Genomic DNA, 15,619 nt, shown 5'->3' with positions numbered 1-15,619 from the left:
GAGTTCCTTAAAGTTTACACAACGAAATAGCGTAATTCTGCCCCTATATGACTTATGATTGAAGCGGTCACGCCCTGATGAGAGATGGGAGCCTGTCTTTCAACCAGGACGGCATCAATAACCTTGCCTTGATTCTCGGCAAGGCTGGATAGACGGAGATTAACCAAAGCGGCCTCTACGGCCGTCATTCCCGGGTTGAATGCTGCATTCTCAGCATATCTACCAGAAACTATATCTCCATTATCTATAAGAAGAGCTATGCCTGAGTGACAACCGGAATAAGGCGCATAACTCCTCCGGGCTGCTTCAGTTGCTGCGTTGACCAGCTTGTCGACAGGATTCGGACTTTCAAATGAGAGCTGTGATGGGCTCATCAGTCGAGTGCTTTGTTTCAGATCTCCGGGACCAAAAGCATCGGGAAGCAGGTTTGAGATTCTGTATTGCCGCTGTTGGCCACTATCGAGTGGACTGACCAGGATATCCATCTGGTTGATCCCATGGAGTTCGTTCATAAACTGTCGGCAGTGACCACAGGGGGCTTCATTGACTATCAGACGGCACAGTCGGGTTTCACCCTGATGCCAGGCATTACAGATGGCTGCCTGTTCGGCATGAATGGTCATTTTTAATGGTTGCCCTGCTGTTTCCAGGTTTGCACCCAGATAGACAGGACCTTGTCCTTCTGAGCGAAAGCCTTCCACAATCGCACCAACGGAAAAGTGTGAAATCGGGCAGGTACTCATGGATGCCGCAAGCGGAAACAGTGCCTTCAGAAGATTCTCAGATGTCAACTCCATCAGGCCCTTAAGCTCATTTACTTGTTCTGGCTCAAGTCGGCCCTGCTGGTGGACCAATTGTTGCAGAATATCAGCAGCATTAACCGGGAATTGAGCCAGTTGATCCTGAAAAGCCTTGTGATTCATAGTGTTACTCCCATGGCAGGGTTCAATGCTGTTTATGTCTCTTTATGTACTATGGAAACGGAGAAATTGCCATCGCTCTTTGTTCAATGCTGTCGATCTGCGATATCTTCATTAATAGGAATAACGCTTATTGCGTCTGAAATGGAGATTGAAAACACTATGTCGCCATTTTGTCTGGAAGTTTCTTGTGAAAACAGCCGTGAATAAAAGGGCAAAACCCATCGTTATTTTTGATTCCGGTGTTGGCGGCCTCAGTATCTATCAGGAAATAAAGCAGGTTTTACCCCATGCTCCGGTGGTTTACTGTTCTGATATTCATGGTTTTCCTTATGGTCCCAAGCCTGAGGTGGAGGTGATTGAGCGGACCAGCCTCTGTCTAAATGCTGTGGCCGAACAGTTTGATCCTTCGCTGGCCGTCATTGCCTGTAATACGGCCAGTACGATCTCTCTGCCCAGAGTACGTGAAGAACTGGATTTTCCCGTTGTTGGCGTGGTTCCGGCCATCAAGACGGCCAGTGAGTACTCTGAAAAACGATGCATCGGCCTTCTGGCGACACCGGGCACCATTGCCCGCCGCTATACGGATCAGCTGATTGATGATTTTGCCGGGGACTGTCATGTGATTCGAGTCGGCTCCAGCGAGCTGGTGCAGATGGCTGAACAGTACCTTCGGGGTGAGCCGGTTTCAGAGCGTGATTTGCGAAAGATTCTTGCCCCCTTTCTTGAGGGAGAGTTGGTGCCGGATGCGGTAGTGCTTGGCTGTACACATTTCCCTCTGCTGAGAGAGGCTTTGCAACAGCTGTCTGCAGATATTCATTGGATCGACTCAGGCGCTGCCATTGCCCGCAGGGTTGTCAGCCTGTTGGGGCCGAATGCTTTTCCAGCAGATTCAGCACCGCAAGATTACTTTATGCACACCGGGCAGGCTGAGCAGGTCAGCGCCCTGGTTCCGGCTTTGGAGAACATGGGGTTTGCTATTGTGAGGTATTTGCTGGTGGAGCCAAAAGGCGTGACGCCACACTCACATGATGAAACATGATGAATGTGGCGACAATACTCTCAATCATTCAAGTGATCGTACTTCATAAAAGTGACTGCTTTCAGTTCAGCAAGCCCTCTGGCGCTGACTAAATCGGAGAAAGATTGGCATAGGCCATCATCAGCCATTTAGCGCCTTCAGAGTCAAAATTGACCTGAACCCGGGCCTGATTGCCATCACCTTCATAATTAATAACAACACCTTCGCCAAATACGTTGTGATGGACGCGCTGGCCGAGTGACAGTCCATGATCAGGCGATGCGGGTGCCATGCGGGTTACGACCGGTCGGGTAATGGTGCCCCCAAGGCGAACCTCCTGAAGCAACTCACCGGGGATCTCCCGAATAAATCGGGAAGGACGGTTCATGGTTTCACTGCCATACAGGCGTCGGCTTTCCGCATACGTCAGATACAGGGTTTCCATGGCACGGGTTATGCCCACATAACAAAGCCGACGCTCTTCCTCCAGGTTGCCTTCATCCAGTGACATTTTGTGGGGGAATAACCCCTCTTCCATACCGGCCAGAAAGACCAGGGGAAACTCAAGACCTTTTGCCGAGTGCAGTGTCATCATTTGCACGCTGTCCTGGAATTGATCTGCCTGATTGGTGCCCGATTCCAGCGCCGCATGGGCCAGGAACGCATCCAGAGGGGTTATGGCTTCGGTTTTTTCAGCCTGATCTGCATTCGGATCTCCATCAAGAAATAGCTCATCCATATCAAACTGACGACAGGCGTTAACCAGTTCCTCGAGGTTTTCTACCCGAGCCTGACCTTTCTCCCCCTTCTCTTTACTGTGGTGGTCAATCAGCCCACTCATGGTGACAACGTGATCAGAAAGTTCGCCAAGATCCAGTGTTTCACCGGCACGGTTCATTGACTCGATCAGCTCGACAAAGGCCGCCATGGATTTACCCGCCTTGCCACCAACTGCAGACGATGCCACGAGGTTTTTCAGGGCCTGCCAGAGTGAAATCCCCTGGCTTCGAGCAGCCTCTCTGAGCTTTTCTACCGTTTTTTCCCCAATGCCCCGGGTCGGAATATTGATAACCCGCTCCACAGAGGTGTCGTCATTGGGAGAACTGACCAGACGGAGATAGGCCAGGGCATTTTTGATTTCTGCTCGCTCAAAGAAACGCTGTCCACCGTAGATTCGATAGGGGATCGCAGCCCTGAGCATCGCTTCTTCAAGAATACGGGATTGAGCGTTGGATCGATAAAGGATGGCGATATCACTGCGGGCCATGCCGTTGGAAATGGCATCTTTAATCCGGTCTGTGATAAATCGGGCTTCGTCCATTTCGTTAAAACCAGCGTACAGGTGCACTGGCTCACCTTTATCGCCGTCGGTGCGCAGCTCTTTTCCTAAACGATCCGGGTTGTTGGCAATAACGGCATTGGCTGCCTGGAGGATATTGCCGGTAGAGCGGTAATTCTGTTCCAGTTTGATGGTCTGGGCATTGGGGAAGTCATGTGTAAACTGACGTATATTCTCAATTCTGGCCCCGCGCCAGCCGTAAATCGATTGGTCATCATCGCCAACCACCATCAGTTTATCCTGGTCTCCGGCCAGAAGTCGTAGCCAGGCGTACTGCACGGCGTTGGTATCCTGAAACTCATCCACCAGAATATAGCGAAAACGCTCACGGTAATGCTGGAGAATATCTGCTCGCTTCAGTAATAGCTCATGCGCGCGCAGCAGCAGTTCTCCGAAGTCGACCACTCCGGCTTGCTCGCAGTAGTCATGGTAGCGGCGATAAACATCCACCATGGTTCGTTCAAATGGGTCATAGCCAGGATCAATGTAATCAGGACGGAGCCCTTCATCTTTCTTGCTGTTAATAAACCATTGGGCCTGTCGTGGAGGCCATTTTTGTTCATCCAGCTGCATGGCTTTCATGATCCGTTTGAGTACGCGCAGCTGATCATCACTGTCCAGAATCTGAAAGTTTTCCGGTAGCCCTGTTTCCTTCCAGTGTGCCCGGAGAAGGCGATGGGAAAGGCCGTGAAAAGTGCCGACCCACATTCCCCTTGGGGCGATGCCCAGCAGTTCCTCAATACGAGAACGCATCTCAGCTGCCGCCTTGTTGGTGAAGGTGACGGCCATCACTGAATAGGCTGACATGGCTTCAGCCTGAACCAGCCAGGCGATCCGATGAACCAAAACGCGGGTTTTACCACTACCGGCACCTGCCAGTACCAGCATAGAGCTGACGGGAGCTGCAACAGCACTGCGCTGCGCATCATTCAGTGAGTCAAGTATTGAGGTTACGTCCATAGATGTCTTTCAGTCAGAGTTCGGTTACCCCTTGTGATGGGGAAGTATATACAAGAACAGTGAGAGTTTAACGGAACTGCGCGGCTAAGTTACCGTTAATGGTTGAATCAGCTAAACTCCCATAAAATCTACGTTGTAGGGGAGTGATATGCAATCTGAACTCTTCCAGAATTTTATTGATTCCATTTCAACATTAACCAGTGAACAGCGAGACATTCTTAACAACTCGCTCCTTAGTACTCAAATAGAGGTTACCGAGGTAGTAGAAACCACTGACTCTGAACCTGTTTACAGTGAATCTATACCCAATAACGATAATGCAACACCTGACGTAGAAAAGAGCATACTTGCCCAATTTGCCGAAAACCCCAGGTGCCCCAAATGCAAAAGCCATAGCGTTGGTCGCTGGGGCATACGAAATGGCCGACAGCGCTACCACTGCAAGACTTGCGACTCAACGTTTAACGCCTTTAGTGGAACGCCTTTGGCAAGGCTCAGGCACCCTGAAAAATGGAACAAGTACCTCGCAGGTATGACTCACTCTATGGTCTTGCGACCAGCTGCTGCTGAGAATGCCATTGACTTGAAAACTGCGTTCCGCTGGCGTCACCGCTTTCTTGAAGTGATTAATAATGATCAAGCAGAAGAGCTTTGTGGCATTACTGAGCTTGATGAAACATTTTTCCGTGAATCCTTCAAAGGGCAAAGAGAAGGCCTTCCACGGCCAACCCGAAAGCGGGGTAATGATCCCAACAAAGCCCGAAAAGTCCCGGTAATGGTGGCTCGGGACCGTAATCGAAATACCGTTGACGGTGTATTAGAAAACGAAAGTGCTAATGAATTGTGCAGGCATTTAAATGGCCGCATATCGATACAGGCCACGGTCTGTGCGGATGCACACCTCGCTCACGAAAAACTTGCTGACAAGCTTGGATTTGTCTTCAAGGAGCTGGTGACATCAGCAGGTCAACATGTTGTTGAAGGCATCTACCACATCCAGACTGTAAATTCTTATCACAGTCATTTAAAACGCTGGATTGGCGGCGTATTCCAAGGGGTTGCAACTCGTTACCTTCCCCATTATCTGGCCTGGAGGCGAGAACTGACGGCAGCAAAAAAATTAACTGTTGGCCGGTTGATCAGCAGAATTACTGAACATTGGTGCTTCCAACCATTAACGGTAACTTAGCCTCTAAAGCTGATTTAATGCTTGTACCCATAAGGCAAAGCAATCTTATAGGTATGCAGAATGGCGAAGCTCTTTTAATGAAGATTCTGGTCGATAGTTAAATCTTTTCTTTCAGAATCAGTCCTGATTTCTAATTCACCCACTCCACTCACAAGCCAAAGTCTCCGCCTGCTTCAAAACCAGTTCAACCGCCGCCGCCGCTCCATCCGGTGGATACTTGTACTTCTGCAAAGTCCGCCGAACCAGAATCTTCAACCGTGCCCGCACACTATCCCGCACCTGCCAGTCAATGGTGGTGGATTTGCGCAGCTTGTCGGTGATCTCAACGGCAATCTTTTTGAGAATCTCATCACCCAGTTCCCGAACGGCGCTTTCGTTATTGGCCAGGGCATCATAAAACGCCACTTCATCCGGGTTCAGGCCAAGCTCCGCTTCCCGGCTCATTTCTGCCTGAAAGTCTTTGGCCATCTGGATCAGTTCTTCAATCACCTGCGCGGTTTCAATGGCCCGGTTATTGTATTTGCGTAGAGTGGCCTGCAACCGTTCAGAGAATTTTTTCTCCTGCACCACATTATTACGAGTCTTGGCGCGGATATCGTCTTTCAGCAGCTTTTCCAGTAACTCTACGGCCAGATTCCTGTGAGGCATCCGCCTTACATCATCCAGAAACTCATCGGACAACAACCCGATATTGGGTTTCTCCAGTCCACACAGCGCAAACACATCGGCTACGCCTTCCGCCACAATGGCATTATCCAAAATCTGCTTCAGGGCAGATTGCTGTTCCTCCCGGCTGCGTTTTTTATCCACCGTGGTGAATTTATTAATGGCCGCCTTCACCGCCGAGAAAAACGCCAGTTCAAGCCGCAGCTCTTTGGCTTCATCCAGAGTGCTGCACAGGGAGTATGCCTTGTTAGCCGCCAGAACCAAATCCATCAGTCGCTTCTTGCCATCTTTCAAACTCAGCACATAGTTGGCCGCAGGCACTAACAGCTCTCGGGCTCTGGTTTCAAAGCCGCTGATATCCAGCCCTTCACCCTGTGGAGTTTTGGCAAACAGGCCACGCAGCGCATCCATTTTTTCTGCCAACACGGCATAGGCTTCTTCGGATCTTAAGGTCGGCTCACCCTTGCCACGGGCATCGGTGTAATCTTTCAGCGCCGCCTTCAGCTCATTGGCAATGCCGATGTAATCCACCACCAGCCCACCGGGCTTGTTTTTAAACACCCGGTTCACCCGGGCAATGGCCTGCATCAGGTTATGGCCCTTCATGGGCTTGTCCACATACATGGTGTGGCAGCAGGGCGCATCAAAACCGGTCAGCCACATATCCCGCACAATCACCAGCTTCATCGGATCGTTTACATCCTTAAAGCGTTTCTCCAGCCGTTTCTTGGTCTTCTTGCTGTAAATATGGGGCTGCAACAGAGGCTTATCGGAGGCGGAACCGGTCATCACAATCTTGATCACGCCTTTTTCCGGATCAGGGTCGTGCCATTCGGGGCGCAGCTCCACAATCTCGTTATAAAGGTGGGCACAGATATCCCGGCTCATGCCGACAATCATCCCCTTGCCATCCATGCTCTCATTGCGGGATTCAAAATGCGCCACCAAATCCGCCGCCACCTGTTTCAGCCGGGGCGTAGCACCCACCAGCTTTTCTAACCGGCTCCACTCGCCCTTGGTCTTTTCCCGGAGGTTGATATCTTCCTCATCTTCCACCACCTCATCCACCTGCTCAGAGAGCTGCTGGATTTCAGCGTGGTTCAAATCCAGCTTGGCCAGGCGGGATTCATAATAGATGGGCACCGTCGCACCATCCTCAACGGCATCCTGAATATCATAAATGGAGACATACTCCCCAAACACCGAGCGGGTATCCTTGTCCTCCTGGGAGATGGGCGTGCCGGTAAAGCCAATAAACGACGCATTCTTCAAAGCGTCCCGCATATGCTTGGCATAGCCAAACTTGTACTGGCCTTCTTTGGTTAATACCGCCTTCAGCCCATACTGACTGCGGTGGGCCTCATCGGAAATCACCACAATATTATGGCGACCATTTAACAGCGGATGGTGGCTTTCACCGTCCTGCAGGGCAAACTTCTGCACCGTGGTAAAGATAATGCCGCCGGACTCCCTTTCCGCCAGTAACTGACGCAACGCTTCCCGGTCATTGGCCTGCACCGGTGTCTGCTTTAACAGTTCCTGGGCACTGCTGAAGGTGTTAAAAAGCTGACCATCCAGATCATTCCGATCCGTCACCACCACCAGCGTCGGGTTATTCATGGCCGGTTGTTGCAGCAACATACCGGCATAGCAGCACATGGAGATACTCTTGCCGGAACCCTGGGTATGCCAGACCACACCGGCCTTTTTACTGCCGGGCAAAATACGACCACCCCGACACGTCTCCGAGGCTGGTTCCCCCAGCTGTTCCTGTGCTGCCAGCACTGTTGCCCGAACCGCTTCCCGCACCGCATGGAACTGGTGATAACCGGCAATCTTCTTGATGGTGCGTTCGCCATCACTCTCAAACAGCACAAAGTAGCGAATGTAATCCAGAAACAGAGTCCGGTCGAAAAAGCCCCGTACCAGCGTTTCCAACTGCCATTCCAACACTGGCCGGTCTTCTTCATTTTGGATGGTACGCCAGGGCATAAAGCGTTCCTGGTCCGCAGTTAGGGAACCCACCCGGGCGGTATAACCATCACTGATCACCAGCGCCTCATTAAAAATAAACAGGTCGCTGATTTCATCCTTATACGTTTGCAGCTGGTTAAAGGCATCCCAGATATCCACATTCTCATCACCGGGGCTTTTCAGCTCCAGCACCGCAAAGGGGATGCCATTAATAAAGCAGACAATATCCGGGCGTCGAGGGCTCTTGGTGCCGGTCAGTGTGAACTGGTTCACCGCCACAAACCGGTTATTGGCGACCGATTCAAAATCTACCAGAAAGGCATGGTCGTTTACCCACTGCTCATCATCGCCTTTGTAGTACACCGGCACACCATCCAGCAGCAGCTTGTGAAAGTGGCGGTTATTGGTGATCAGGTCAAGACTTTCGGGTTTGGTCAGCGTTGCCCAAACCTGCTCAAAGCAACCTGAAGGGAGATGAGGGTTTAATTGGGTAAAGGCTTTTTCCAGGTCTGGCTTGAGCAATACGTCCTGATAATTGCTGCGCATGGGGGTTGAGCCATCAGGTGCAATATCAGGGCCGTGCAGGACTTCCCAGCCAGCCGTGCGGAACCACTCTAAACAGAGTTGTTCCAATTGGTCTTCCGTGATCATGCTACGTCCTCATGTTCAACCGTTTCTACAACCGGGTTATTCCAACAACCATCACTTGTTGAATCAAAGAAAACCAGCTTATCTAAATTAAGGGCTTTTAACTTTTGTTCAATTTTTCCACACAGCACATCGTCATCACCGTATATTGCAACAGCTATTTTTTTTACGGTTGATTTTCCTATTTGATTGATGATGTGTTGATCTTGGTCACCAAAACCCCAGCCGTACACAACTAGTGTATCTTCCAATGATGGTAATACTTCAAAGAAAACACGCTCAAAATAATTACAACTAGAAATAGCCTCACGCTTGTTCTCTTCTGTACCTTCACAGATAAAAGCAGGAGAAATATTATCAGCTTCCCACTCGCTCAAAATAGCTTCTAATAAACTATCGTTCCTTCCTGTGTGTATTTTACGCTCGCCAGAAAACCCCTCTCTGCGCAACACTATATTACCATCTCAAGTTACGCACCTTGCTGAAAATCAGCCATTATTGGTGGCATGAAAAATGATCTCATAGAACTTTATTCTGACTACCTGTTGTCGTCGTCTGGGAAGACCACTGCAACGGGAGTGTCAGAGCTTTTGGATAATGTCTACAGTCATGACCAATTCACCCGATTGCTTTCAAACAATGAGTTTACCAGTCGTGACTTATGGCTTTACGTTAAACCCGTCGTGCGACAGGTTGAGTGCAGTGATGGGGTTTTGATCTTTGACGATACGATTCAGGAAAAGCAGTTCAGCAAAGAGAATGCCCTGAACACCTGGCATTTTGATCATACAAAAAATCGCACCGTGAAAGGTATAAATCTGCTCAATGCACACTACCATGCCGGAGATGCGTCGATTCCTGTCGCCTATAAATTGATCGAGAAAACCATCCTGTACACCGACTTGAAGACAAAAAAGGTAAGACGATATGCAGAGCAAACCAAAAATGAAATGATGCGGGAGATGCTGATGATTTGCTGCCATAACCAGCTTATGTTCCGCTATGTCCTTGCAGATAGCTGGTTTTGCTCAAACGACAATATGATGTTTATTCGACACGACTGTAATAAACATTTCCTGATGGCGATGAAGTCAAACCGCAAGGTATCCCTCAGTCTGGACGACAAATTACAAGGCCGTTCACAGCGTATAGATACTGTTGATTTTTCAGAAGATAAGCCTGTACAAGGGTGGATAGCAGGTGTCGATTTCCCTGTTCTGCTATACCGTCAGGTCTTTAAAAACAAAGACGGAAGCACAGGCATTCTCTATCTGGTTTGCAGCGATCTTGACTGTGATGCCGAGACTCTCAAGGCAATCTACGAGAAACGGTGGAAAGTCGAGGTCTTCCATAAAACGCTGAAATCGAATGCGTCAATGGCCAAGTCACCGGCGCATACTGTGAGAACACAGAGTAATCATATCTTTCTTTCAATTTACTCAGCCTTCAGGTTGGAAGTATTGTCATTGAAAGTAAATCTGAATCACTTTCAGCTCAGAGCCAAAATCTATATGGCAGGGCTGAAAGCTTCGTTGGGGCAGCTGAGAGAGCTGTTAGCTGCGTAACTTCAGTTACCATGAGGATAAAAATATAATGTTGCTCTTTTGGCTTTATAAGGGATTCGAAGATTTCTCCAATCATTTCTAAATTCTGACCGATGGAAACAATCTTTAAACCAAGTGCCTAACTCTCTATTTCCGTATTGAGCAGCCCAATAAACGATAAGGTCATAGTTTAGTGATATAACCGTCTCGAAGCTCTGCATAAACTTGTAGATGCTTTGCAAGTGCAGACGGGCATCATCATATTTAACGTGTGTTTCTCGTACCGTGGAAATAAGTGCATTTCTGACCTTTTCATATGCTATTTCCACTTCACCTCTTGGTAGATCAAGAGCTTCATTGACAAGTTTGGCTTGCCATAATCGACGCAGAACCAGTTCAAAGTCATTGACACCGAACTTTTCAAATACCGCTTGAACGTTCTCGGTTAAATATCCAAGTTCAACAGACTTCTCATATAGAGATTCATATTTAAAACACTCGTGAACGGCAATACTGGAGCCATTTCCAAGCAGAAGTGAACCTTGATGAAACTCTTCTTTGATTTCATTCCAATTAAGTATTTCAGCCATATACGGCTTCCTTCACTTCATCTTTAACTGAGATTTCGCCGGAGAGGAGCTTGGGGAGAAGGGTGTCTCTTGTGTATTCAAGCGCCCTGCTTTCTTCGATATTCTTTTCCCACTTAGAAATTAAACTAGAAATATTCTTTTCAAAATTTTTCAGTATATTTTCTGCTGGATTAATTACCCTGTGCTCAGAAACAAGTGATTTATTTAGATTTTGTTGAGCAGAGCCTGATGCCTTGCTGGCCAAATCCTCAATAGACCTTCTTGCAGATAAGAAAATGTATGTACTGTAATTCTGTTTAGGTATTAGCGCGCAGCATGCCTGATTAGCCGCCATTTCTTGTGAAATAAGGCAAACTTGGCCAGCAGTAGCACCGTACATTGCAACAATAGTTGAATGCTTTGGCCACAACTTTGCAGTACTTTTCTGAAGCCCTAATTCTGTTATTTTTTCTTTAGTATCTAAAACAACGGTGTTTGTCAACATAGTTGTCGCCTCAACTTAAGCGGCTTTGCTTAGTTGATCATCAGCAGGTCTGTCGGGATTCAACCAGACTTCATCAGCCAGATCCCAGTTCCTTGTTGACCTCTTTCCCCAGCGCTCTGGGTGACGTTCTTTGGCTTGTTCATAAACCTTTCTGCGGTTAGCCATAAGCACCTTGGTTTCACCACGATGCCTTTGCCCGGGTGTCAGAAATTTCAGCCCACTGTGCTTGTGCTCTTCGTTGTACCATTGGGCAAAACCATGCACCCAGCTACGTGCTGCTTCAAGATCAGCAAATGGCGTGCGCGGATAACCAGGGCGGTATTTCAGGGTTCTGAATATGGCCTCGGAAAAGGGGTTATCATCACTGACCCGGGGACGACTGAATGAGCTCACGACCCCAAGACGCTGCAGTGTTGACAGCATAGTGCCACCCTTCATGGGACTACCATTATCTGAGTGCAGAACCAGTGGCCACTCCAAGGCTGCAATTCCCTGTTTGATACAGGCTTTAGTGATCATTTCTGATGCATGCTCAGCTGATTCGGTTTCATGAATTTCCCATGTAACAATCATACGACTAAAGATGTCTATCACCAGGTACAGGTAATAAAACTGCCCCCGTATCGGAGAGCGCAGATAGGTAATATCCCAGGACCAGACCTGGTTGGGTCCGGTAGCACACCAGGACGTTGGCTTATACCTGTTTGGCTTGGCAGCACTGCCCCGATGATGCTGTTGCCCTGTTTCCTCCAACACCCGGTAAAATGTCCTTTCAGACCCCATATAGAGACCTTCATCTAACAATGTGGGCACAATCTGGCTGGGCGGAAGGCTTTTGAACCGCTCGCTGTTACAGACGTCAACAATCGCCTGTCGCTCAGCTTCAGAAAACTTGTTAACCGGTTCTGGCCTGTCAGCATTTTTGCGATTATCTGCGCGCACGTCATCACCCTGCATCCAGCGTTGTACAGTTCTTTCTGTAAGACCAAGGGCTTTGCAGGCTTTTGACTGACGAGCCCCATCTTTAACTGCCTGTTTAATCAGGCTAACAGCATTTTGTCGATCCGGGAGAGAGACTAATCGTCCTCTGGCGCCCCCCAGATCTCTTGGGCCTTTTTTGTGAGTACCAGCAAGGCAGCAGTTTCTGCTAACGCCTTGTCCTTGCGATTGAGTTCACGCTCAAGCTTTTTGATGGTTTTCTTATCTTTTTTGTGTTCGTCAGACAGCGCCTTACGCTGTTTTGACTGACTTTCAGGCTGGACAGAAACACTGTTAATAAAGGCAGCCTTCCACTGCTGAATTTGTTCAGCAAACAGACCTTTTTTACGACAGTATTCAGCCATTTCTGCTTCATTTAACGCAGCCGTTTCAATGATTACGGCTAACTTGTTTTCAGTTGTCCATTGATCTGGATTCTTTCCGTCGCCCGGCACAGGCACTCCTTTAGATACTGCTTTCTTTCGCCAAGTGTACAGGGTCACATCAGAGATACCAGTCTCACGTACCAACTGCGAAACTGGCACATTATTGGGTGGCATCATCTTCTGAATGATGGACTCTTTGAACTCTTCTGAATAGCGGGCCATTGATTACTCATAGACCGCCCCCTGTTGAGATTTCTAATTTCAGGAGAGGCGACAACTATGCTGACACAGGGGGACAATTGGATTGCGAACTTCGCCAGACGAAAGCCACTTTATATTACCACCCCAATATAAAGCTTCACTTCGCTTTGGCGTTCCTCCAGCTTCTACACGAATACAGCAGTCCTGAAGCCTTGAAATATTCCACCCCACCGGAATCTCACCCAACTCTGAATCCTGCATAGCAGAAGGAAACAGTGCAGCCGTTCGAGCAAGCTCGGCGTAGGCTTCAGGCTGTTCGGTTTGCAGGGTGTTCAGGCTTGCCTCGTCTCGGGCGGAGATGGCGCACATGGCTGCCCGTTCGGCTTCTTCGGCACTGCCGCCTGCTGCCAATACCGATAGTTTGGCTTTTACCGGATCGAAATCGACAAACCAGCTTTTGAAGAGGGCTTGGGCGATGGTTTCTAGGGTTTGGTTGGCCTTATTGTTGACTTCGATTTTATGCGTAAATGAATTCAGGACTTTGTTAATAACCAATCTTTCCTCTTTTGGAGGGATTGGTAACCCAATGGAGTCCAGATTAGCTTTGTTTAGCTTTGGCTGAACAGCCCCAGTAATGTAAGGATTGATATCCAGTTTTGAAAAATAATATTCTAAATAATCAAGGATGCCTTCTTCTTTTTCAGCAAGTATGTGAGCATGATTATTTACCCAGAACTTCCCCTTAGCCTTAAAAGCAATTGGAGTATTCCGTGTTCGTAAGTTTTCACCATCCTCTGAAATAAGTAGATAGTTCTCGTCCAAAAACGCATCAGGCAATCATAATTAGATGTAATTTCTCAAAAAGTGCTGGAAGCAGGATAATTTCGGTCAGTCGTCTATCCTCTCACCATGGCTTTTCTAGAACACCAGCAGTTACAACCTGAAGATCTACTGAGATTCATCACTCAGCAGCAAGAGCAGATCATTCAGCTCAATGAGCAGATAGAATTGCTTGAAGCAGAGATTCGTCGTCTAAAAAAACTGCCCGCAAAGCCTGACATCAAACCAAACACCAAACCTCCCGATGATGACACCGGCAGCCCTGATGGAGATCCATCCGCTCCTGAGGGTAACGATGGAGCCAGCCCAGACACCTCGTCAAAGCAGAAGGTTAAGAAGCCCAACGAGAAAACCAGAAAGCAGCGTAAACAGCCCCGAAAGCCATCGGCGGAAAAATCCATACCCATTGCTGCCACTGATGTTCCGGAGGGATCAATCAGGAATGGAACCACCCCTTTTCATGTTCAGGAACTGACAATACAAACATCCAGTATTGAATATCTTTTAGAGCAATGGGTGACACCCGATGGACAAACCATTACGGCCAAACCGCCAGCCAGCCTTCATGGACATCATTACGGGCCAATGCTGCAGGCCTACGTTCTGCACCAGTATCATGGTTGCTCCGTTACCCAGCCAGAACTGCTGGACTGGCTATGGGACATTGGAATCTCTATTTCCAGCGGGGAACTCAGCCAGCTTCTGACGAAAGGACACGAGCAGTTCCATGCTGAGAAAGATGAGCTGTTGACTACAGGTATTCGCTGTTCAAGTTATATCCAGACAGACGACACGGGAACAAGGCATAAGGGGAAGAACGGTTACTGCACCATCATCAATAACGAGTCCTTTGCCTGGTTCGAGAGCACAGACAGCAAAAGCCGGGAAAATTTCGTAAGCCTACTGCACCGCCCATGGTCAACTTACACGTTCACCGACGATGCCTTGATCTATCTGGAAAAACTGGATTACCCCAAAAAGTGGCTACGCGTTCTTAATCCATACAGAGGCGTCACCTTCCTGAGCCATGAAGCCTGGGAAGAATGTATGAAAGACCTGAGACTAACTGGTAGACGGCGCCAGCAGGCCAGTGAAGCCATGATTTATGGCAGCCTGATACAGCATGGAGCAGGACATCTTACCACCTTCAGTGATGGGGCAAGGCAGTTCGACGTTTTCAAACACAGCCAGTGCTGGATACATGCAGAGCGAGGGCTGGCAAAAGTTCATCCGGTCAATGATCAGCAGGCCATGGCTCAGAAATGGCTTCGGACATGGTTCTGGGCCATTTACGATGACCTTAAAGACTTCAAGACAGAGCCAACTGAAAAAAAGGCAATAAAAGTACGACAGGGGTTCCAGGCGCTGATCCAAACCCAAACGTGCAGTGGGCTTCTTCAGGATGCTCTGTCAGGGTTGGCTGTAATCAAGGAAGAGCTATTACTGGTTCTGGATGACCCGAGCTTACCGCTGCACAACAACCTGAGCGAGAGTCAGATACGAGAATATGTTAAACGACGAAAGATCAGTAGTGGGACGCGAAGCGATTTGGGGCGGCAATGTCGCGACACCTTTGCCAGCCTGAAAAAAACGTGTCGCCTGTATGGTCTCTCTTTTTGGGATTATCTGAAAAGCCGACTAATGGGCGATGGGTTATTTCCGAGATTGAGTAACCTGATTGAGGAGGCTTCACGTCATCTTCCGTGTGGTGCTGCCAGCAGTTTTTGAGAAATTACAATTAGATTGTACGTGCGTTTTGATATTTCCTGAAATTCCAGAGAGCCGCAAAAACTCTTCCCTTTTTTTCTCTAATCTGGGACGGATATTGGAGAAAAACGCGAAAAGCAGGCAGAAAACATCCTCCCACCATGCTGGAAAG

General features: G+C 48.6%; 12 protein-coding genes. 4 read left to right on the top strand and 8 right to left on the bottom strand.

From position 1 onward, the window contains the following. Positions 1-14: 14 nt before the first annotated feature. Positions 15-923, bottom strand: coding sequence for a cytidine deaminase (gene cdd / locus MJO57_RS32250; protein WP_252021768.1), 909 nt, complete (start codon positions 921-923; stop codon positions 15-17). A 199-nt stretch (positions 924-1,122) separates the two neighbouring features. Here cdd and murI point away from each other — a divergent pair, with 199 nt between their 5' ends. Further along, entirely contained in the window at positions 1,123-1,962 is an 840-nt protein-coding gene (gene murI, locus MJO57_RS32245; RefSeq protein ID WP_252021766.1) for a glutamate racemase, read from the top strand. Positions 1,963-2,050: 88 nt separating this feature from the next. Here the strand turns inward: murI and uvrD are convergent, their stop codons facing one another. Then, positions 2,051-4,240 carry a DNA helicase II gene (gene uvrD / locus MJO57_RS32240; protein WP_252021761.1) on the bottom strand — a complete coding sequence of 730 codons (2,190 nt, stop codon included), beginning with the start codon at positions 4,238-4,240 and terminating at the stop codon, positions 2,051-2,053. A gap of 148 nt (positions 4,241-4,388) precedes the next feature. On the opposite strand from uvrD, the gene MJO57_RS32235 reads away from it, so the two are divergent. Beyond that, positions 4,389-5,429: an IS1595 family transposase gene (locus tag MJO57_RS32235; RefSeq protein WP_252017335.1), complete on the top strand. Its 1,041-nt coding sequence runs from the start codon at positions 4,389-4,391 to the stop codon at positions 5,427-5,429. Between the two features lie 135 nt (positions 5,430-5,564). Here the strand turns inward: MJO57_RS32235 and MJO57_RS32230 are convergent, their stop codons facing one another. Together MJO57_RS32230 and MJO57_RS32225 are read right to left on the bottom strand one after the other, a co-directional pair. After that, the gene (locus MJO57_RS32230; protein ID WP_371924937.1) at positions 5,565-8,717 is read right to left on the bottom strand and encodes a type I restriction endonuclease subunit R; all 3,153 of its coding nucleotides are present in this window, start codon (positions 8,715-8,717) and stop codon (positions 5,565-5,567) included. After that, positions 8,717-9,166, bottom strand: a complete 450-nt coding sequence (locus MJO57_RS32225; protein WP_252021759.1) for a DUF4917 family protein — start codon at positions 9,164-9,166, stop codon at positions 8,717-8,719. The genes MJO57_RS32230 and MJO57_RS32225 overlap by 1 nt, the downstream gene beginning before the upstream one ends. Before the next feature lie 57 nt (positions 9,167-9,223). On the opposite strand from MJO57_RS32225, the gene MJO57_RS32220 reads away from it, so the two are divergent. After that, positions 9,224-10,282 (top strand): transposase, encoded by a 1,059-nt coding sequence (locus MJO57_RS32220; protein WP_252017920.1) that lies wholly within the window; start codon positions 9,224-9,226, stop codon positions 10,280-10,282. Between the two features lie 2 nt (positions 10,283-10,284). On the opposite strand, the gene MJO57_RS32215 is transcribed toward MJO57_RS32220, so the two are convergent. From MJO57_RS32215 to MJO57_RS32200, 4 genes are all read right to left on the bottom strand, one after another. After that, positions 10,285-10,851, bottom strand: a complete 567-nt coding sequence (locus MJO57_RS32215) for a DUF4917 family protein (RefSeq protein WP_252021758.1) — start codon at positions 10,849-10,851, stop codon at positions 10,285-10,287. Beyond that, entirely contained in the window at positions 10,844-11,335 is a 492-nt protein-coding gene (locus MJO57_RS32210; RefSeq protein WP_252021757.1) for a restriction endonuclease subunit S, read from the bottom strand. Before MJO57_RS32210 ends, MJO57_RS32215 begins: the two co-directional genes overlap by 8 nt. Positions 11,336-11,350: 15 nt before the next feature. After that, a protein-coding gene (locus MJO57_RS32205) for an IS3 family transposase (protein ID WP_252017319.1) occupies positions 11,351-12,921 on the bottom strand; the annotation gives its coding sequence in 2 pieces (ribosomal slippage) (positions 11,351-12,447 and positions 12,447-12,921; 1,572 coding nt in all). 39 nt (positions 12,922-12,960) lie between these two features. Beyond that, positions 12,961-13,722 carry a restriction endonuclease subunit S gene (locus tag MJO57_RS32200; RefSeq protein WP_252021756.1) on the bottom strand — a complete coding sequence of 254 codons (762 nt, stop codon included), beginning with the start codon at positions 13,720-13,722 and terminating at the stop codon, positions 12,961-12,963. Positions 13,723-13,809: 87 nt separating this feature from the next. On the opposite strand from MJO57_RS32200, the gene MJO57_RS32195 reads away from it, so the two are divergent. Beyond that, positions 13,810-15,468: a transposase gene (locus MJO57_RS32195; RefSeq protein ID WP_252021755.1), complete on the top strand. Its 1,659-nt coding sequence runs from the start codon at positions 13,810-13,812 to the stop codon at positions 15,466-15,468. The last annotated feature ends 151 nt before the right edge of the window (positions 15,469-15,619 follow it).

The organism is Endozoicomonas sp. SCSIO W0465, assembly GCF_023716865.1.
GTDB lineage: Bacteria > Pseudomonadota > Gammaproteobacteria > Pseudomonadales > Endozoicomonadaceae > Endozoicomonas.
The sequence above is the reverse complement of the archived record's forward strand: the minus strand, read 5'-3'. Positions and strand labels throughout refer to the sequence as shown.